Consider the following 20,018-nt stretch of genomic DNA (forward strand, 5'->3'; position numbering starts at 1 on the left):
CAATGGTCGAGTGAGAAAACTTTTTCTCTCCCGACAATTAATCCACCCTGCTTTTTAAGGGGGGTTGGGGGGATCAAAAGCTTATGAGGCAACTCTTAAAGACTTGTGTGTACACCGTAGCCCCGCAAGCGGGGTGGGGTACTTCAGGTTTAATAAGTAATCAAGCAGACATGATGTAATTGGGAATTAATCAATATCAGTGTGAGTAATCATAAGTGGAAATACAAAATTTTTCACAACTACTAATTTTTGGCTCTTTTATCGGATTAGTTGGTTGGACTATTAGTAATCAGGCTGGACGAACTCAACTTAAAGTTAAAAGTTGTGAAGATTGGTTGCTAGATGCTACAGGACTAACGATTCAAGGAATTTTGATTCCCTTACTACAAGCTACCTTAGTTTATTGGCTTTATCAATATTTACTACCCACTCAACAAGGATATTTAGAAGTATCATTAGTTCCGGCTTTTATTATCAGTTTTGTCATGGTTGATTATTTATATTATTGGAATCATCGTTTATTACATAATAAATTGTTGTGGAAAGTTCATCAAATTCATCATACTGTTACTCAGATGGATGTATTAGGAACTTCTCGCAACACACTTTGGACAAGCTTGTTAATTATATATTTATGGATACACACTTTATTTGTATATCTGTTAGCCGATCCCACAGGTTATTTACTTGGAGTCAGTCTAACTTCTGCCTTAGATTTATGGCGACATAGCCGTTTAATCATTCCTGCAAATACCAGGCTATATCAACTTTTATCTACTTGGTTAATCTTACCACAGGATCATGCTTGGCATCATTGCCGCGAAATCCACAATTATAACTATGGGGCTAATCTGAAAATTTGGGATAAGTTACATGGAACATATTATGAAAGCGAAAAATTGCCATCTATAATTGGAATTCCTATCTCATTAAACTTGTTCCAAAAACTTTTCTTCCCATTTTCATGACAGTTATAAGTAAAATTCTTTCGTTTTTCCCCACCTTTATATTATTGCTAACTGGTGCAGCAATAATTTACCTTGCCTATTCACCCAATATCTTCAGCATTTTGGCGGTGTTCCTTTCTATTTATGGGCTACCAGTGTTAGTTTACCGCTTGCATGAATGCGTTTATCCTGTGCGCGAGGGTATTAGTTATCTACTAGGTGAAGAATATAGTCCCTGGTGGGGTACTCATCAAATCCAGGTAATTTATATTGCAATTCCGGTGTTGGAAGCAGTGTTGCGATTGATTCCGGGGGTATTTTCCTGTTGGTTGCGATTGTGGGGTGCTAAAGTGGGGCGAGATGTATACTGGACAACAAGATTGGAGATTGCCGATCGCAGTTTATTAGAAATTGGCGATCGCGTCGTTATCGGACATGGTGTCGGTATCTATTGCCACATCATTAAACCCCGCAAGCAAAATTTAATGTTGTATGTCAAAAAAGTCAAGATTGGCAGCAATGTTTTTGTCGGTGCTGGATCTAATCTTGCTCCCGGTGTAGTCGTTGCTGATGGTTCTTATTTACCAGCAGCCACCAGGCTTTATCCTAATCAAAAGGTGCAATAATGCGTCCGATTATTCAGCTTTTTGGGCAAATTCTCGCACCAACGGCGAGGCGATTTTATCAAGCTTTGGATAACCCAGAGTTAACGCAGACATCTATACAGAAGGAAATTTGCGATCGCCTAACCAAGAGTGAGTATGGCAAAACTTTGGGTATCCATTCTGTAGACGATTGGCAGCGTGTGCCAATTGTAGATTATGATGCACTGGAACCCTGGTTAAATCAGAAACAGCAGCAAATTGCCCTCACACCAGAACCCATTTTGTTCTATGAAAAAACCTCTGGTAGTAGTGGAGCAGTAAAATGGATTCCTTATACTCAATCTTTGCGGCGATCGTTTAATCAAATGTTCTGTGTATGGGCGCATGATTTGATTGTACATGGCCCAAAATTTTCCACAGGGAAGCTTTATGCTTGTATCTCCCCGCAATTAAGTGTAGCGGAAAGCCAAACTTTACAAGATGATTTAGATTATTTAGATGACTGGTTGCGTTGGTTTTTGCGTCCTTGGTTGGTAATGCCAAATAAACTTAATCAACTGCATAACGCGAATTTGTTTAAACATCAACTGGCTTTGGCATTATTAGAGGCTGATAAACTAGAAATTATCTCTATTTGGAGTCCTAGTTTTCTACAAGTACATTTAAAATATATTCAAGAAAATCAGGATTTATTGCGAAAAGAATTATACAATCGAATTTCACATCATCGCTTGCAACTCCTTAGCAAAAGTAATATTCCCTGGATGCAACTTTGGCCAAATTTGAAACTGATTTCCTGCTGGGATAGCGCCAATGCAGCAGATCAAGCGCAAGGATTAAGATTAAAATTTCCTGGTGTATTAATTCAAGGTAAAGGACTACTAGCAACGGAAGCCCCAATAACGATTCCGTTGATTGTAGCTGGGGGATGTGTGCCGGTTCTTGATGAAATATTTTTCGAGTTCGAGGATGATACTGGTTCCTTGTATGGTTTACATGAACTCAACACTGGCAAGGAATACACGATTATTTTATCGCAGAAAGGCGGATTGTATCGTTATCGAATTGGCGATCGCATCCGGGTAACTCATTACTATCGCCACACTCCCTGTTTAGAGTTTCTCGGACGACATCAAGCTGTTAGCGATTTGGTGGGCGAAAAGTTGCAAGAAACTTTTGTAAAAAATGCTTTGACTCTCTTGAACTTGCAAGAAACTAATTTTAAAAGCTTAATGCCCATTGCCGATCCTCCACACTATATTCTATTACTAGATTCGGCAACACAAACCCCAGAAATTATTGCCGAACAGTTGGATCTGGCTTTATCAGAATCATATCATTACAAGAGAGCGCGATCGCTCGGTCAACTCGCACCACCACAGGTTTTAATTTCTAGTCAAATTCCTGAAATATTAGTTTCCCATCGTATCCGCACTGGAAGTGTCTGGGGAGGTATTAAACATCCAATTCTGGCAAAATCACCCATTAGCACTGAACTTTTACAAGAATTGAAGTTGAAAATTGCCGTCAAGACGAAAGACTGATTATTGTAGAGACGGCGATTCATCGCGTCTCTCGCCTTAATGTGTTCATTTTTAATTTTTAATTCCGCTTGCGGTACTACCCTTTTGAAATTTAATTAAATATTTACCGTGATTCTAATTTAGCAACTCGCTGCTCTAATTTGTTGACTTGTTGCTTCAATTCAACCACCAAAGTGGCAAGCCGATCAAACATCGGATCTTGCTGTGATAAGTTACCTCTAGAACGAGTTGATTGTCGTGGGGTAAGTGTTGTTCTTGAGGATGGAGACTGGCGAGTTTTACCTAGCTGAGACTCTAGCTGATTTAACCGCGACTCAACACGATTCAAATCCGCTTCCAGATTGTAGATGCGGGACTCTACTTGCTGCGATGAGGCAGTTTTAGAAAAAAAACTGCCCCAAATAATTGTTACTAAAATCCCGGCGATTACTAGCACCTTGATTTTTTTCATACCAATAGCTGACTTGTTAGAACAGTCTATCTAACCAGACTTGGTTGAGATAATTTACAGACTAAAAATCTGTAAATATTTTATCTCTTATACCGTTTCCTAATCATATAAGGTACATCATACTCCCCTCCTCGCTTGCGGGGAGGGGTGGGGTTCTTATACCTCACTCAACCGAGAACTTTTATATCTGGTTGTAAGTTAGAAAATAAACTCTGCCAATCGATATTGACAGTCTTTTCTCCCTGTTTAACCTCAAATGTGACGTTAGAAGCTTTTCCTAGTTTTAGCGCTTGCACGCAAAGTTCTGCCACATCTTCACGGCTGATTTTGCCTCTAATATTGTCACCTTGCTCAAATATTAATTCCTTACCCCCTGCCTCTTCAGTTAAAGCACAAGGTCTAATAATTGTATAAGGAATTCCGCTTTCTCTTAAACTATCTTCTCCCTTCAACTTCCAAGTTAAAATTCCTCCCAATTGGTCATTTAATTTCACTGCTGGCGGTTCTTCATCTAAATTAATGCCAGGGCGTCCGGGACGAGTAACACCTGCTGAACTGACTAGGATAAATTGTGGTAAAGCTGTCCCGCCATAAGCTTTAATTGATTCCAACTGGAAAGTAAAACCACCTGGGGAAAATTTGGGATTTAAAGCGCCATCGTATTCAAATTTGCTCAACATCAGTTGGAACGAACAAATTCTACTTTGCTCAATTGGCGGCGCATCTTTGACAACTTTTGCCCGAAAAACGGGAGTCAAATCTGCAAAGGGAATCTGAATATCTATCCAGGTATTAGCTACGGTATCGAAAGAATAGCTATATCCAATACCATCCCATTTTGTATCTGTCCGCAGAAAGATTTTATAACGCTGACCGTCACCTTTGACGCGCAATTTCACTCCTTCATAACCAGATAAGTTGAAGGGTGGATCAAAATTCTTCGTCCTGACAGAAGCAAATCCGCCAGAGTTAGCGGTGGAGACATTACCCGCAAATAAAGCTGTATTTTCTACTAATTGGATATTACTGGCACTGACGCCACCCATGACGACATCATCCAGCGCTCCCCAATTATCCTTTAATTCTGCTGATGGCTTGGTGAAATCAAATATTAGTTTTTCCTTTGGTTGGGGCAAATATTTTGCCGCCGCTTGGACTAAGTTTTTGACTCCTTGATATTCTACATTTTCGGGAGTGTCACCAACAATTTCTGGTTGGTAAAATTTGACACCTTGATAATATTTGGCTCTATCTGCTGTATCTCCCTCGACTGGTTGTACGCGCACTGCTGTGCAACAAATTACAGCTTGGATATCAGAAAGAACTAAAGGAGTTAAAGTTTCTGGTTGCGTAATATCCGCAACTACTAAATCGATATCATTACCAAGAATTGACCGCGCTTTGTCAATATCTCGAACTAGGGCGCGAACTTTATAACCTAGTTTACGCGATCGCTGCACTACTCGTTTACCGACACCACCTGTTGCACCTGCTACTAATATTACACCCACGTTGCTTCCTCCATTGGGTCTATATTGATTATCCTTAGGACGACCTTGGATTAATTGCTGTACCCAGTTAAGGAAAGGAATTACCTCAAAGTAAGTCAGGGTTTCGATAAACCTGCCTAAGTCCCATTGAGAACGATTTTTGTCAGTCATATTTGCGTCCTCATAACTTTATTTACTCTAACAATTTTGGGGAGAGTGGCGAATAATGTAGTTCAATTACTTGAAACGCGCTGCAATTTATTCAGAGCGCAAGAGTATCAAAAACAGGGTATGGGATGTAGAGGAAAGACGAAATGGTAAGCTGAGATTGTAGTTATTTCTGACAACAGGCATAAATTACTATCGCTACCAGAGCAGTAAAGCAGGCAGAATATAGCTTCCGGGCAACAATGCAAAAACTCCTTTTTAATGACAAAGATAAATTTAAAGCCCAGGCCCTATTCCTTGGTAAAAGTATTAACTTACAGACGCTAGATAATTACGTTTGCTTGGCGAGTATGCCAATACTGGTTAGAGTCGGTGAGGAAGGCTACGCAGTACTCCTGGGCTATGGTGCGGTTGTGCTGTTTAACCTTGAGCCTGTAGAAAAGGTAGCCTTTTTAACTAAACTATCCTCTCAAATTAGCGGCCCTTTTGCCGAGCCGGAAACAGAAGAGGTGGAAGTTCATCTCAGTATTAGTGAGAGTGAACGAGCTAAAGAAGGAAAAATTTTACTGCATGAATTGAGTATAGAACGCTTGCAAATAGTGGCTGATATCCTCGCTAAGAGTGTTGTACTGTCTCACTATGAAACCAGCCTAGCGACTGTATTCGATCAAATTGAACCATTTGCAGCTAGTCTCCAGCGTGAAAACAGGAGTAGACAACAAAGCCGGGAATTACTACGTCAACTTGGGACTACCCTATTAGTTCAACATAAGATTGTGGGTCAAGTAGAAATTATCGATAAGCCAGAGTTACTCTGGGAATCTCCACAGCTAGAAAACTTATATCTGCGCTTGGAAGATGAATACGAAATCCGTGAGCGTCATCATGCCCTGGAACGTAAACTAGAGCTAATTGCCCAAACCGCTCAAACGGTGCTGGAGTTTATGCAGCATAGCAGTAGTCAGCGAGTAGAGTGGTATGTGGTGATTCTGATTGTGGTAGAGGTTTTACTGTCACTGTACGATATCCTTTTCAAAGGCTAATGCTAAATTTGGGGTTGTGAGATAGCAAGGGAGCGATCGCAACTACTCAAAATTCAGTGCGAGAAATCGCTTCTCAGAGCGACACTATTAAAAAGTTGCAAGCTCGGCTACGAACTGAAACTAGGTAGAAAAAAGCAGCGATCGCCTTGCTTGATAATGCTAACTTGAAGTATCAATTCCTTCTCAAGTCGTATATGTCAGATATGACTAAACAAAATGACCGTACCAAAATTAACTTTAAAAGCATCTTGTTACTTGTTGGACTTGGAGGATTACCGCTTGGGATTTTAACTATTTTTATTCAAGTTACACCAAGCTGTGGCTGTAGTAATAGCAGTAAAAATACAATTGGAAGTTTTATTAGGGCACAACAAGCATATTTTTCCGAAAAATCAGTTTTCGCTCAATCGTATAGCTTGTTAGAGCTTGGAGATGGAGATGTACCAGCAGCTACAACCTACTATCGATATTCTGTAGAAATGGGTAAGAATAAGTCATTTATATATGCAACGCCTAAAAAAGAGCTACCAACTGATTTATTGAAATTAGGTCTGGCAAAAAAGGGTTTTAACAGCCTTGTAGGTGCAGTTGCTTACGATACAAAAAACAAAACTAATGTTTCAATAATGTGCCGTTCTGAGAAACAGACTTTAGATGAACCTCCCAAACCTGTTTTCAAGCAAGATAAGTTTAGCTGCCCTATCGGTTTTAAAACTATCAACTAAGATGCGTTGATGGAAGAAGAGGGTAGTGGTAAATATGTAGTGAAAACTGATATTTACCACTAAGCTAAAACACATCTAATTTGCAGATGAAAATTTTCTCAATATCTTGTGGGGTGGGCATCTTGCCCGCCCTGATTATGCAACTTGAATGCTGATATCATGTCCGCTTGATTGCTTATTAAACCCGAAGAACCCCACCCCGCCAAAGCTGTGCTTTGTCTCCCCTCCCCGCAGGCGGGGAGGGGGTTGGGGGTGGGGTTATTTTATTATGGGTAATTTGGCGGACATGATATGATTAGCTTACCCAGCAATGTTCTTGCGAACTTACTGGCAAACTGGAATACGGATTTGAAACTCCGCTCCCTCGCCGGGATCTGAAGTGCAAGAGAGTGAACCACCATGTTTTTCGGTAACAATTTGGTAGCTAATCGACAAGCCCATACCTGTTCCTTTACCCACAGGTTTTGTGGTAAAGAAAGGATCGAACAGGCGACGGCGAACAGGCTCTGGTATACTCATCCCATTGTCTGCAATCCGAATTTCGACTTGATGAGCATCAATTTGTGCAGTGTGAATAGTAATAGTTGGAATTTTTATTTGTCCTTGATTGTCCGTTAATGACTCTTCCAAAGCATCGATCGCATTACTCAACACATTCATAAATACTTGATTTAGCTGCCCTGCATAGCATTGCACTTGGGGCAAATTACCGTAATGTTTAACAAGCTCAATACCGGGACGATCTGACTTGGCTTTGAAGCGATGTTGCAGAATCATTATGGTACTGTCAATGCCCTCATGAATATTAACAGCTTTAATTTCGGCTTCGTCCATACGTGAGAAAGTTCGCAGAGAAGCGACAATTTGCCGAATTCGGTCTGCCCCAACCCACATAGAAGATAGTAGCTTCGGCAGGTCTTCTAGCACGAATTCTAGATCGATCGCCTCTGCTTCTGACTGAATCTCTGAATGGGGAGATGGGTAATGTTTCTGGTAAAGTTCCAGCAGTCTTAGTACATCTTGGGTGTAACTGTTGGCATGGGTCAGATTGCCAAAGATAAAATTGACTGGATTGTTGATTTCGTGAGCAACCCCAGCTACCAGTTGCCCCAAGCTCGACATTTTCTCGGTCTGCACAAGTTGAGCCTGGGTTTGTTGTAGTTTATACAGAGATTTTTCGATTTGTTCGGCTTTTTCTCGCTCTCGCGTTTCGGATGCTTGCAAAGCTGCATTTTTAGTTTCGAGTTCTTGTGATTTAGCTTCCAGTTGTTCTGAGTAAGCTTGCAGGTTGCTGTAAAGACGGGCGTTGTCGATCGCAATCGAAATTTGTGCTATCAATAAACTCAGCACATTTACCTGTTCTGAGGTAAATGCACCAGAAATGAGATTATTTTCCAGGTAAATAATACCAGTAAACTTGCCAGAATGAATCAACGGCAAACACAAAATTGACTTGGATTGGTAAGTGGTGATATAAGCATCAGCCACAAAACGTGAGTCTTTAACAGCATTGTCTAAAACCAGATTGTTTCTAGTTCTTTCGACATAATTTAATAAAGCAACCGGGAGTAAGGGGGAATTGGTTTTCTCCTCTGTGTTAACAACAACGCTAACCTCCTTACCTATAACTATTCCCGTCGCTTCTAACATCCATTGATTCTCGTGCTTGGCAATAAAGTAACCTTGTTGAGCGCCAGCATTTTCGACCACAATCTTCATCAATTTTTCGAGCAGCTGAGTTAGCACCATTTCTTCTGACAGCACTTGTGCAGCTTTCATCACTGTCATAAAGTCGAGAATCTGAGCGCCTCCTGTAGTCGTAGAGCTTGTTTGAAGAGTGTGCAGGTAATTCGTTTCTATTTTTTCTGTATTTGACCGCAAAATTAATTGCGGATAGCGTGCTTCTAAATCTTTAACTTTAGCAACAGCACCCCAATGACTATAAGCGTAGTAGGCATTGGTCATGTAGGCTTGAGCAATCGTTTCTTTACCCCATGACAAATAAAATTTGGCTGCGAGTTCGTGGGCGATCGCTTCTTCGTTGATATACTCGTTTTCTTTAGCAAGTGCGATCGCTTTTTCATACATCTCGATCGCTTCGATTTTCTCGCCTAAAACCCGATGCCGTTCTGCCTCTACCAAATAGAATTTGTGTAAATGATTCATTGGGGCATAATCCGCCCATTTTTGGATTTTTTCTTGATTAGCTTGGACGCGATCGAGGATGGCCTTTTGCTCTGATTCTTGGGTATTGGGATAGACTGCTAGCCGTACTAAAGAATCGTAAAAATTGAATATAGGGACAAGGGGCATTCCTACTACTGCATCTAAATACTTCTCTGCTATAGTGAGATTCTCAATCGCTTCCGAGTAATTTTCAAACCAATAACAAAGCAAAAATTTGTTCAAATATATGTAGCCAACTCCCCCATTGTCGTTTGCTTGCTGGTGCAGTGGCAACCTTATCTGTTCATCGCAGGCTTCACCCTTGAGCAGGCAGGGATTTTCATTTTTTCCCAGTAGATTTAAGGTAGCCTGCCAATAGATTTCTATATAATAAAGCGCTGTTTCTTGCTTGGTTTTATGGATAGCATCTCTGCTTCTTGCTATCTCTCTTTCAAGGACAGTCAGTTCTTTACCGCTAAAGTAAGCTAAACAGGAGTACTGGAGTAGACTATAGCCTGCATATTCTAAATCTCCTGTCTCCATTCCGCTAGAGTGACCTGACAGCAAAGGCTCTAAGCTTTCTTTCAGATGCTCTTTCCAATGTCGGATAAATAGATTTACGATGAAAACTGTCTTGGCTTTGATTTCTTGAGCATTTAACTTTGACACTAGATTTAAAGCCAACTGACCAAATTTATAACCTGAATCAATATCTCCCACAATGGCACAAAGAAGAAAACCATAATTGGCATAAGCAAAGGGAGAAACGGTAGCATTACCATATTCGACGGATAATTGTACTTGTTTGCACACCGTCAAGGGCAACAGTGCAGGAGCAACAATATATGCGGGAGCAAAGATACTTGACAAAAGTCTAATGGCTGCTAATTTATAGCGATCGCTCATTTGAGGTAGCTCAATTAAATCTTCAATTCGCGTTCCACTCAAAATTGCCGCAGTGTCCGCCAATCCTTGCCCAATGTCTGACGCGTTCGGTTCTTGAGGAAACTCCACCCCTAACAGCTTTAAAACTTGTAGCGCTGTGTTAACCGCTTCTAGCAGCCTGTTCTGCCCCATATAAGCTTGCATCTGGACTTCATACACTTTAATTTTGTCCAGTAGCGTCACAGCACAGTTTTGGACGATCTCAAACAATCTCTGCATTTCTTCAAAATCACCGCTCAAAAAAGCTGCCTCTGCCGCTTCTGAGTGTAGTGTTAATGTCAGTTCATATTCACACTTCCAGCTTTCTTCTGCTAACAGTCCCAAACCAACTTGCAAATATTTGATGGCGGAATCATGGGCTGTGGCTGCTTTTGCTCTTTGACCAGCGATGAGATTTAGTTCTGCAAGTTGATATTTTTCTGTTTCAGATATCAGTAAATCAGTACCGTAATTGAGTTGATTAACTAAAGCAAATATATTTTCTTTGCGTTCTTCTGGTGTTGTATTTTGTAGCAGTAATTGACCAATTTTCAGATGTGTTGCTTGCTTGCGATCGTCGGGAATTAGAGAGTACGCCGCTTGCTGTACTCTGTCATGTAAAAACTTGTAATCAACTTTGACATCAGTTAAAGTAATTCCGTCAGATTCTTCCTGATTAAACGCTAAGGGAATTTTGTAGTCCTGACTTAACGGTAGAATTAACCCAGCTTGCAGGGCTGGCCACAATTGCGCCGCAGTTGTAAGAGAAGATGCTTCGTTGACGATCGCTAATACATCTAAGTTAAAAGTATTACCAATACAAGCAGCCAGTTTCAGAACTTGTTGCGTTTCTAATGACAGTTTGCGAATATTTCTCGCTGTCAGTTCAACAACATTCAGGTCAGTAATACCAATCCCTTGAATATGTTGGATATTCCATTGCCATACTCCTGAATGGAAGTCGTATGTTAGTAAGTCTTCTTGGTGTAGGGTTTTCAGCAGTTGCGTTAAGAAGAAGGGGTTCCCACCGGTTTTATGGAATAGTAATTCTGCTAGTGGCTGACTGTGTTCTATGTGATTCAATGTATCACTAATTAACGCTTCCACATCCCTTAACTGCAATGGTGACAAAACGATGTTATTCACCACCGCACCAGAGGATTGAATTTTGGACAAACTCATCATCAATGGATGGGTGGGCGACACTTCATTATCACGGTATGCCCCGATTAGCAATAAATATTTGCGATCAGTATCCGTCATCAATAGCTCAATTAAGTTCAGTGATGCCGAATCTGCCCACTGCAAGTCATCCAGAAAGACAACTAAGGGATGGTCTTGGTTCGTAAATACCCCAATGAATTGCCCAAAAACGCGATTGAAACGGTTTTGAGATTCTGTCGCTCCCAATTGTGTTACAGGTGGCACAGTTCCAATAATGAGTTCGACTTCGGGAATCACATCAATAATGACTTGCCCGTTTTCTCCCAACGCGGTTAACAATTTCTCTTTCCACTCTTGGATTTGGGCAACGCTTTCGGTGAGTAATTGCCCAATCAAAGATTGGAACGCCTGAATCAACGACGTGTATGGAATATTGCGTTTGAACTGATCGAACTTACCTGCAATGAAATAACCTCTGGCCCCGACAATCGGTTTATGAACTTCATTGACGACACTCGTCTTGCCAATGCCCGAATAACCAGAGACGAGCATGAGTTCGCTGCTACCACCTGCCACACACTCAAATCCAGTCATTAATGTTGCTACTTCTGCTTCACGTCCGTAGAGTTGTTGTCCAATCAAAAAATGCCCAGATTTGTCTTGTCTCCCTGGTACGAAGTTTTCAATCTTGCCAATTACTTGAAGTTGAAACAAGCATTCCTCTAAATCCGCTTTCAGTCCCCAAGCGCTTTGATACCGATCCTCTGCTGTTTTCGCTAACAGTTTCAAAATAATTGCACTAATCCCCTCTGGCACATCTTCCAGAACACGACACACGGTTTTGCTACAGGGTGCGACTGGCATTTTGGCGATGTGACAGTGGATCAACTCCATCGGATCGCTAGCATAAAACGGCAGCGTACCAGTTAGCATTTCATACAAGGTGACACCCAACGAATAAAAGTCGGTGCGATAGTCGCACACCCGGTTCATTCTGCCTGTTTGCTCAGGCGACATATAGGCAAGTGTACCTTCAAGCAAATTAGGATTGCTCAAGGTGTGATTTTCTCGATCGAGGCGGGAGGAAATACTGAAGTCAATCAGTTTGATTTCCCCTGATTCGGGATTAATTAAAATATTGTGCGGCTTAATATCTTTATGTATAATTTTTTGGGCGTGTAGTTCTCCTAAAGTCTGTGCCAAATTAATTGCCACCTTGAGAAAAGTAATCAAGGTAGTTTTTTGAGTTGTAATCATTTCTTTGAGCAAGCAACCTGGAATATCTTCTAATACCAAAGCCAAACCATGCTGATAATTCTTTAACTCGTAGGCTTTAACAATGCCAGGAATTCGCAGGGACTCAATGATTTGATATTCATGGCGCAGTCGAGCAATATCTTCCAGAGGTGGATGTTCGCACTGAAGAGTTTTGATCGCCACAGAGACATTATCGGTTTCTCGCCGTCCACGATAAATGACGGTTTTACTACCGGAGTGAAGGGTTTCGAGGAGTTGATAACCAGATAAAGTAGCTGTCATTGTTTTTTCTTGCAATATAAGCATTCTTAATATGCCCATGCAAATTTAGCTTTGTAACATCTGAGACGAAAATAAGCATATATTTACGAGATGTTACATAAATAAATTGGAATAACAGTGTCTATTGTTACTTTATTTTCACGGTTTTTTGCATGTTTATTACCTGTGATGAAGTAACGCTTATCTTATTGCAGCCGCAAGTAAAGACATGACACCACAAATCAAAGCCAACGCCTATTTTCTCTTCAAATTGGATAATTTAGCATGGCTGCTATTTTTTGCAATTTTTTGCCTATCTCTTCTAACCCTCTTCTAAGAAACAGAAATGTTTCTTAGAAGAGGGTTATATCATGTCCGCTTGATTACTTACTAAACCCCAAGAACCCCACCCCGCCAAAGCTGCGCTTTGTCTCCCCTCCCGAAGAGCGGGGAGGGGCTGGGGGTGGGGTGCAATGACTCTGGGAATCATAACTAATTATGCGGACATGATATTAGTGGTGTTCAGATCCCCGACTTCTTGAAGAAGTCGGGGATCTAGCCGCCCCACAAAATTAATGAGACAGACCACTAGTGATGTAAAATCCCTCTTATTTCGCGACAAATCTATTGTTGTAACACCGAGAGAGTACCTTCTAGAATCACACTGAGCGGTGCAGTTAGTTCGCGAAGTAGACGTTCATCATTGGCATCAAAGGGGCTATCTCCTAGTTTATTAGTCAACACAACTACTGCAAACACTTGGTTTTTGCTATTGAACATGGGTAAGCAAAGGATGTTACAAGTGTGATATCCAGTTGCTCGATCGATTTCTCTATAGAACTGAGGATTTTGCTGAACATCAGTTATATTTACACTCTCACCAGTTGTGGCAACATAACCGCTAATACTAGCATTCATCGGCAGGAAAATTTCCACCGCTTCTTCATTTTCACTCCGGGAAACTTTAGACCAAAGCTGGTTTTTTTCCCGATCGACCACAAAGATAGTTGCTCGATCCGCACCCATAATTTGGGCAATTTTCCAGGCTAATGCCCTAATCACTTCCTCAATATTTGCTTTTAGCATTTGCTCGCTGAGAATATTCATTGCTTGCAAAACTTGTTCAAATTCTTCTTTGAGCTTCTGAAGCAAACTCAAAAACTGAGGGATTGTCAATTCTTCAAGCGTGCGGCTCAATTCCTCTTTTTTCGCTTTAACTAATGAGGTCGTTGTACTCTCAATGTCTAGAATTGCTTGCTCTGTAGGTGAGGCTAAACGACCATCTTCTAAATGAACAATGCGATCGGCAATATCTAAAATCCGGTTGTCATGGGTTACGAGCAAAATCGTACAATTTTGCTGCTTTGCCAGTTTTTGCATTAGTTCCACCACATCTCGACCGCTGGCTTTGTCTAGCGCTGCTGTTGGTTCATCTGCCAAAATCAGTTGGGGTCGGTTTACCAAAGCCCGCGCGATCGCTACTCGTTGTTTTTGTCCGCCTGATAACTGGTGTGGATAAGAATGAATCCGCTTTTGAAGCCCCACTTGCTCTAATATTGCTTGCGATCGCTCTTGCGCTTCTTCCATTGCGATCGCATCATTCAACACCAAAGACATTTGGACATTTTGGTTTGCGGTTAGGGAACCTAACAAATTATGAGCTTGAAAAATGAACCCGATCTGCTTGCGGACATTTTCCAATAACCGATTATTCACCCCGCTTAACTCGTGTCCTAATACTTGAAGGCTACCTTCCTGAACAGAACGCAATCCCCCAATTAAAGTCAGCAGTGTTGTCTTCCCAGACCCAGATGGGCCGGACATAATCACAATTTCTCCAGGATAAATCTTCAAAGAAATATCAAATAATATTTGTTTGCGTAATTGACCTTTTCCATAGTAATGATTGATGTTTTTGACTTGAATAACTGGTTGGGTAGACATTAGTTTAAATCAACATCTTATTCAAAAATTTTATTAATAAATATCAGCCGGATCTATCTTTTGCAGCTTTCTGGTTGCTATCAGTCCAGAAACAACACACATTAAAACCGTTAAACATAGCACAAAGCTGATAACGTGAAAATTCATCTCTAATTGCAGCCCTGTAGCCGTAGAAATTAACTGATAAAAAACAAAGCTTAAGCAAAAACCCGGAAAAAAACCAAAAAATGAAAGAATGATAGATTGGAGAAAAACAATACCGACAAGATAAAAATTAGAATGACCAATGGCTTTCAAAGTGCCATATTGAGGTAGATTATCTGCAACATTACTATAGATAATGTTGTAAACTACGACAATACCAACCACAAAACCGATGATTGTTCCTAGTCCAAAAATAGCCCCAATTCCAGATGATTGCGTCCAATAATCTAGTTCTTTGGCAATAAAATGTTGTTTCGTGTAAACAACTATATCAGATGGTAAAGATTGATTTAAAAACTTTTCTAGGCGATCGCTATTCGTTCCTGGAGTCACTTTGATTAGACCAATATCAACGTCGTTGAGCGATGAACGAAACTTGGAATCAATTCCAGAAGGTCTAGTTGCAAAGATTCTCAGAAAATTAAGATCGCTAACAATTAAATTACCATCAGTTACAAAGTCAGCACCCAGTTCAAAGGTTCCAATTACTTTGACTTGGACACCAGAAAGCTCAGTTGTCACACCCGGTTGCATAGAACCATAATCTTTGCGAGACCTGCTATCGGCCAATAGAGTGTTGGGCATTTGGAGGGCAAATTCAGCCGCTTGAATCTCAGGTAAGAGAAAAACAGGATCGTCTAGATTAAATCCAAACACTCGGATAGACCTTTCCTCAGCAGTTCCATAACGTCTCCAGCTACCGAGAGTGATATAAAGTGGATAAGCTGCTGCAACGCCTTCAAATTGTCTAACTTGATATAATCGACTTCGATTAAAAGTTTCGTCAATAACGGTAACATAGCGCCGCTGACTGAGCATGATTAAATCAGCATTGAATGCCTGAATAAACGCAACGTTACTATTCAACATTGCATTCTGAAATCCAAGTTGGGAAAACATGAGAAAAACCGCAAATGCGATCGCAGCTAATGCTGTGAAAAACTGCGATCGTTGCTGGAGCAGATTGCGCCAGGCCAGGGAAAACTTAAAGAGGGCAACTCGAACCTTTTTGCTAGAAAACATCGGCGGGATCTGCAACTAAAACTTTGCGAGCAACAACAAATCCAGACGCACTACATGTCACAATCGTCAGAACAAACACGAATAACATCCGACTAACAGTCATGGCGACTGGTAGTCTTGTGGCAATAAAAATGGCATGGTACATCCCCAAAGCCAGAAGGCAACCAGGAATAAACCCCAGCGTCGCCAGCACGAGCGCTTCCTGGATAACGACCGACAACAAACGCAAATTAGTATATCCAATGGCTTTTAAGGTTGCATACTCATGCAAGCGTTCATTGACATCAGAACTCAGGACTTGATACACAATCACAGTCGCAACTAGAAAAGCCATGATCACAGCAACACCAATGATATAACCGAGCGAAGTAGACTTAACCCAATATTCCCGATCTCTAGACATCGCTTCTTGACGACTGAATACTTTAATCGTTGCTGGCATGATTTGGCGTAAGTTTTGCACCACTTCATCAACCTTTACACCAGGCTCAACTGTAATCAACCCCAGACTTACATCATCTAGCGATCGCCCCGGATTCAAACGAATAAAATTTTGATCGCTAACAATTGCAGTGCCATCAGCACGGATAGTATTATTTAAGCTAAACAGCCCTACAATCTCAACTTCTTGCCTGTTCAGTTCAGTTTTCAGACCCACTTCTCTCGGGCCAAATTCAGAGCGTGAGAGGCTATTCATTAACAAGGTATCTTGACGTTGTAGGGCTGGTAAAGACTGATAAACTTCTGGCACGCGCAACACAGGATCTCGGTAATTAAACCCCAAAAGCAAAAGCGCTCGTATTCGCTTTGTTTCTACATTACGCCACGAGCGAAACGCGAGGTAAAGTGGTCTGGCAGCAGCAACGCCATTCGTCCCTCCTGCCTGATATAAATAACGTCGGGAAAAGGGTGGAACATAGGTGGACTCCGGCGACTTGGATGAAATCAATACAATGTCAAAATTGAGGCTGTCATAGAGGAGCGTCGCTCCCTTCATCACTCCGCTAAAGAGTCCAAGTTGCATAAATACTAAGGAAACTGCAAAGCTGATGGCTGATACTCCCGCGCCTAAGCGAGCTTTACTCTGAATTAAGTTTTGCCATGCCAATGGGGGTCCTTTCCAGTGTTTGCGGTGCTGACGGTTAGTCACATTCCCTGACTCCTGATAATTTAGAGACCTTTAAAAATTGTGAAAGTCCAAGTTCCGAATGCCACTAAGTTAAGATACAGCCCTTGCCCTAACTTCCAGCCTGGAGGCTCCGCCTCCATAACTTGACAAGAGGCAGAGCCTCTCATTCCTCGTTCCCAGCCTCCAGGCTGGGAACGAGGAACGAGGATACAATAAGTCTTTGGGCTTTTCTTAGTGCCATTCGCCCAAGTTCCCTATTCCCCTTTGAAAAACCTTTAGCCAATTAATTTAAATCAATCTCGGCATCTACTTGCAGATTACTTAGATCGGAGACAAGTTCGCTTCGATCTAGGCGGATTTTCACTTCTACCACTCGGACATCTGATTTTGCTGTCGGATCGTCCCCAATGATGTCGTTTTTAAACACCAATTGACCAATTTTTGTGACAGTGCCAGTCATTTTTTCTTCAAAAACCGGACTGGTAATTGTTGCTCGCTGTCCGACTTTAATCGACTTAACGTCTGTTTCAAACACCTCTGTTACTACATACATATTACGTGTGTTGCCCAGAGCTAGAAGTCCGCGATCGGAAATCACTTCCCCAGCCTGGGTATAAATCTTCAGGACTTGGCCGTTTTTGGGCGCACGGATAATAGTTTGCTCTAACTGTGCCTGAGCCAGTTTTAAATTTTGGATGGCTGAAATCAACCCACTATGGCTAGCGACTCGCTTTAAATTCATCTCTGAGCGTTTGAGGTTCTCTTGAGCTACTTTGATATCTGCTTGACGGGTGTTGGTTAATTGCTGTAACTTGGCTCTGACTTGACTTAAATTCTCCTGGGTTTGTACAACCAGTAACTTCCTAATCTCATAATCTTCTTTAGGAACTGCACCTTCAGCATAAAGTTTTGCATAGCGATCGCGTATGATAATTGCCTGTTGTAATTCTGCTTGCGATCGGCGAACAGCAGCCTCTTGAGAGCTAATTTCTTGCAAACGAGGAGTAGAAATCTGACTAATCTGTGCTTGTGCCTGACTAATCTCAATCTTATTGACGGAGCTATCTGTTTGTATCTGTTTTTGCACCTCTTCTACCTGGCTAGCAACCAAATTTCGTTTAGCCAGAACTTCTTGATGGCTTTTGAGATAAGCCAAGACTTGTCCGACTTTAACCCAATCACCCTCAGAAACTTTTAATTTATCAATCTGCGCCCCCACTGGAACTGCAACCTTGGTAATCTCCCCCTCTGGTTCCAACCGCCCCAATGCTAGGACTTTTGTTTTTTCAGGGGGCAACGATAACGAAGATGATGAGGCGTTGTTGGCGGGTGACGGGCTAGATACTTTAAACAGGAAAACGTATCCAGCCCCGATACTTAATGCCAGTAGACCAGCAAAGATACTAAGATTGCGAGCAGTAACAGTATGGGTCATCATAAGTAGCAAAAGTTACTAGTTCTTATTCGTTCTTCAAGTTCAGCCCCGATCGCTGAATTTCGCTTTTAAGTTCGTCTAGAGATTGTTTGAGACTACGAATTTCTTCAGATGTCTGTTCTTGAACCCCCCGCATTTGTTCTTCGGTAGTCATCACAATCTCAGCTTCCTGTTCCTGGAGCATTTCTTGTAAAAAGATGCTGAGAATTCCTCTAATGGGTTGCCACAACTGATGCCACCGTTTTTTGTCTTCTTGCAGCAGTTGAATGTAGGTATCGAAGCTGTGAGGAAAAGGAATACCTCCCATAAATTCTGCCGCTCCCCCAAAATTCAGAGAGACACCGTGATTTCCCAGTCCAATTACGTGATGAACTTCTCCCACATGTTCGTAATTGCCTAAGTAAAGTTCGCCCAATCTCAAGCCATTGCCAGCAACCATACTTAAAGGGAAAGGAAGGCTAAAGGGTACTAGGGTAAACAGATCCAGTTGATTTTCGATGCGGTAACTAAATCCTTCTCCTAACTGTTCGTTGTAGTAATTGGCAAAATGGTGATTGCCAACCTTCACAGATCCAAAGGTGTATACTTTGACTCGTAAAGCTGACTCTCCTAAAGAACTAAAACGGCGTTTTAAGAACAGAGCGCCGAGTTGAGCTAAACCACCACCCAAACTATGTCCCCCTACAAAAACTTCAATCCGACTGGCGTTTTTAGGTATCTTAGGTCTAGAACTCAAGCTAGTACCAACCCTGCGACTATTCGATAACTCACTCATTTCTCTAGAGATGTCTTCAAAGTTCAAGAGTTCATCGCGGGCAAAACTCCAGGCTCGATTCAGGTTGCCGATCGCATCATAAGAGAAGACTTCCGAAATTAGTTTTTTTAATCGGCGCTCAAAGGCTAATCCGAATCGGATTCCTCCAGCTGCCGCAATGGCATGGGCAATAGCAATTTGTTTGGCAGGATTTAAGGTTTGAAATATTTCAAAATCTTGAGCATTAATTTGACCTAAGAGAACCTGAAAAAAGGCAGCTAGTTCATCTTTGACGGCTTCAAATCCTTCAAAAAATCCCCGTGCGACTTTGACTCGCGTATCTGGTAGAGAACCATAGTTAATTAATGACCAATTGAGATCGGTCAAAATATCCGTTAATTCAATTTGACCGCGATCGGTAACAATAGTGCCTCGAAAAATCACCGCCAATTGATTACTTCCTTCCCGTTTAAAAATGAAACCTCGGATATTATTTTCATTATTCTGCAAGCTATGAACTAATTTCCAGCCCTCATTCTTATACAGAGAGTTATAGATATCTTGGACTTCGGCATCCTCAACAGAGCCTCCTCCGACTTGAAATATTTCATAACTTCGTTTGGAGAACTTAGCCATTAAAATCGCTTCATCAAAGCTAAAACCACTGCGAAGCTTTAAAGGTATACTCATAAGAAGTAGGTCGGTGTGAATATTTATTATTGGAATCAAGCAGCAGCCAGCTACGCTGGAGGCAGAAGGAAAAAGGATTTAAGCTATTTCATTT

Annotated in this window: 13 protein-coding genes; 5 read left to right on the plus strand and 8 right to left on the minus strand. The window is 41.5% G+C overall.

Translation table 11 applies throughout. The features are described 5' to 3' along the window. The first annotated feature begins 215 nt into the window (after positions 1-215). The 3 genes from RMX69_RS16160 to RMX69_RS16170 are packed head-to-tail and all read left to right on the plus strand — an operon-like array spanning position 216 to position 3,096. Positions 216-968, plus strand: coding sequence for a sterol desaturase family protein (locus RMX69_RS16160; RefSeq protein ID WP_322638033.1), 753 nt, complete (start codon positions 216-218; stop codon positions 966-968). Continuing rightward, positions 965-1,573, plus strand: a complete 609-nt coding sequence (locus tag RMX69_RS16165; protein ID WP_322638034.1) for an acyl transferase — start codon at positions 965-967, stop codon at positions 1,571-1,573. The genes RMX69_RS16160 and RMX69_RS16165 overlap by 4 nt, the downstream gene beginning before the upstream one ends. Continuing rightward, complete coding sequence (locus RMX69_RS16170) at positions 1,573-3,096, plus strand: GH3 family domain-containing protein (protein WP_322638035.1); 1,524 nt, start codon at positions 1,573-1,575, stop codon at positions 3,094-3,096. Before RMX69_RS16165 ends, RMX69_RS16170 begins: the two co-directional genes overlap by 1 nt. 103 nt (positions 3,097-3,199) lie before the next feature. On the opposite strand, the gene RMX69_RS16175 is transcribed toward RMX69_RS16170, so the two are convergent. Beyond that, a complete protein-coding gene (locus RMX69_RS16175; RefSeq protein ID WP_194045492.1) occupies positions 3,200-3,547 on the minus strand; it encodes a hypothetical protein in 348 nt (115 codons plus the stop codon). Positions 3,548-3,714: 167 nt separating this feature from the next. Then, entirely contained in the window at positions 3,715-5,208 is a 1,494-nt protein-coding gene (locus RMX69_RS16180; RefSeq protein ID WP_322638036.1) for a CIA30 family protein, read from the minus strand. A 239-nt stretch (positions 5,209-5,447) separates the two neighbouring features. On the opposite strand from RMX69_RS16180, the gene RMX69_RS16185 reads away from it, so the two are divergent. Continuing rightward, positions 5,448-6,248 (plus strand): RMD1 family protein, encoded by an 801-nt coding sequence (locus RMX69_RS16185; protein WP_289796010.1) that lies wholly within the window; start codon positions 5,448-5,450, stop codon positions 6,246-6,248. Between the two features lie 203 nt (positions 6,249-6,451). Continuing rightward, entirely contained in the window at positions 6,452-6,973 is a 522-nt protein-coding gene (locus RMX69_RS16190) for a type IV pilin-like G/H family protein (RefSeq protein ID WP_289796011.1), read from the plus strand. A 324-nt stretch (positions 6,974-7,297) separates the two neighbouring features. Here the strand turns inward: RMX69_RS16190 and RMX69_RS16195 are convergent, their stop codons facing one another. The 6 genes from RMX69_RS16195 to RMX69_RS16220 all read right to left on the minus strand — a co-directional run bounded on the left by RMX69_RS16195 (position 7,298) and on the right by RMX69_RS16220 (position 19,924). After that, the gene (locus RMX69_RS16195) at positions 7,298-12,766 is read right to left on the minus strand and encodes an AAA family ATPase (RefSeq protein ID WP_322638037.1); all 5,469 of its coding nucleotides are present in this window, start codon (positions 12,764-12,766) and stop codon (positions 7,298-7,300) included. Positions 12,767-13,369: 603 nt separating this feature from the next. Further along, the gene (locus tag RMX69_RS16200) at positions 13,370-14,689 is read right to left on the minus strand and encodes an ATP-binding cassette domain-containing protein (protein WP_322638038.1); all 1,320 of its coding nucleotides are present in this window, start codon (positions 14,687-14,689) and stop codon (positions 13,370-13,372) included. A 33-nt stretch (positions 14,690-14,722) separates the two neighbouring features. Next, positions 14,723-15,916 (minus strand): ABC transporter permease DevC, encoded by a 1,194-nt coding sequence (gene devC / locus RMX69_RS16205; protein WP_289796013.1) that lies wholly within the window; start codon positions 15,914-15,916, stop codon positions 14,723-14,725. Further along, the gene (gene devC, locus RMX69_RS16210) at positions 15,906-17,066 is read right to left on the minus strand and encodes an ABC transporter permease DevC (protein ID WP_289796014.1); all 1,161 of its coding nucleotides are present in this window, start codon (positions 17,064-17,066) and stop codon (positions 15,906-15,908) included. Before devC (RMX69_RS16210) ends, devC (RMX69_RS16205) begins: the two co-directional genes overlap by 11 nt. 262 nt (positions 17,067-17,328) lie before the next feature. After that, entirely contained in the window at positions 17,329-18,483 is a 1,155-nt protein-coding gene (locus RMX69_RS16215) for an efflux RND transporter periplasmic adaptor subunit (protein WP_322638039.1), read from the minus strand. A gap of 22 nt (positions 18,484-18,505) precedes the next feature. Beyond that, complete coding sequence (locus RMX69_RS16220; RefSeq protein ID WP_289796016.1) at positions 18,506-19,924, minus strand: lipase family protein; 1,419 nt, start codon at positions 19,922-19,924, stop codon at positions 18,506-18,508. Positions 19,925-20,018: the final 94 nt, after the last annotated feature.

The sequence above is a fragment of the Nostoc sp. EspVER01 genome (assembly GCF_034530635.1).
Taxonomy (GTDB): Bacteria; Cyanobacteriota; Cyanobacteriia; order Cyanobacteriales; family Nostocaceae; genus Nostoc.

Excerpts from the sequence above, each read along its gene's own strand:
- devC (WP_289796013.1), bottom strand. The coding sequence starts at position 15,916 with ATGTTTTCTAGCAAAAAGGTTCGAGTTGCCCTCTTTAAGTTTTCCCTG.
- RMX69_RS16180 (WP_322638036.1), bottom strand. The coding sequence starts at position 5,208 with ATGACTGACAAAAATCGTTCTCAATGGGACTTAGGCAGGTTTATCGAA.
- RMX69_RS16190 (WP_289796011.1), top strand. The coding sequence starts at position 6,452 with ATGACTAAACAAAATGACCGTACCAAAATTAACTTTAAAAGCATCTTG.
- RMX69_RS16215 (WP_322638039.1), bottom strand. The coding sequence starts at position 18,483 with ATGATGACCCATACTGTTACTGCTCGCAATCTTAGTATCTTTGCTGGT.
- RMX69_RS16200 (WP_322638038.1), bottom strand. The coding sequence starts at position 14,689 with ATGTCTACCCAACCAGTTATTCAAGTCAAAAACATCAATCATTACTAT.
- RMX69_RS16170 (WP_322638035.1), top strand. The coding sequence starts at position 1,573 with ATGCGTCCGATTATTCAGCTTTTTGGGCAAATTCTCGCACCAACGGCG.
- RMX69_RS16165 (WP_322638034.1), top strand. The coding sequence starts at position 965 with ATGACAGTTATAAGTAAAATTCTTTCGTTTTTCCCCACCTTTATATTA.
- RMX69_RS16195 (WP_322638037.1), bottom strand. The coding sequence starts at position 12,766 with ATGACAGCTACTTTATCTGGTTATCAACTCCTCGAAACCCTTCACTCC.
- RMX69_RS16220 (WP_289796016.1), bottom strand. The coding sequence starts at position 19,924 with ATGAGTATACCTTTAAAGCTTCGCAGTGGTTTTAGCTTTGATGAAGCG.
- RMX69_RS16185 (WP_289796010.1), top strand. The coding sequence starts at position 5,448 with ATGCAAAAACTCCTTTTTAATGACAAAGATAAATTTAAAGCCCAGGCC.
- RMX69_RS16175 (WP_194045492.1), bottom strand. The coding sequence starts at position 3,547 with ATGAAAAAAATCAAGGTGCTAGTAATCGCCGGGATTTTAGTAACAATT.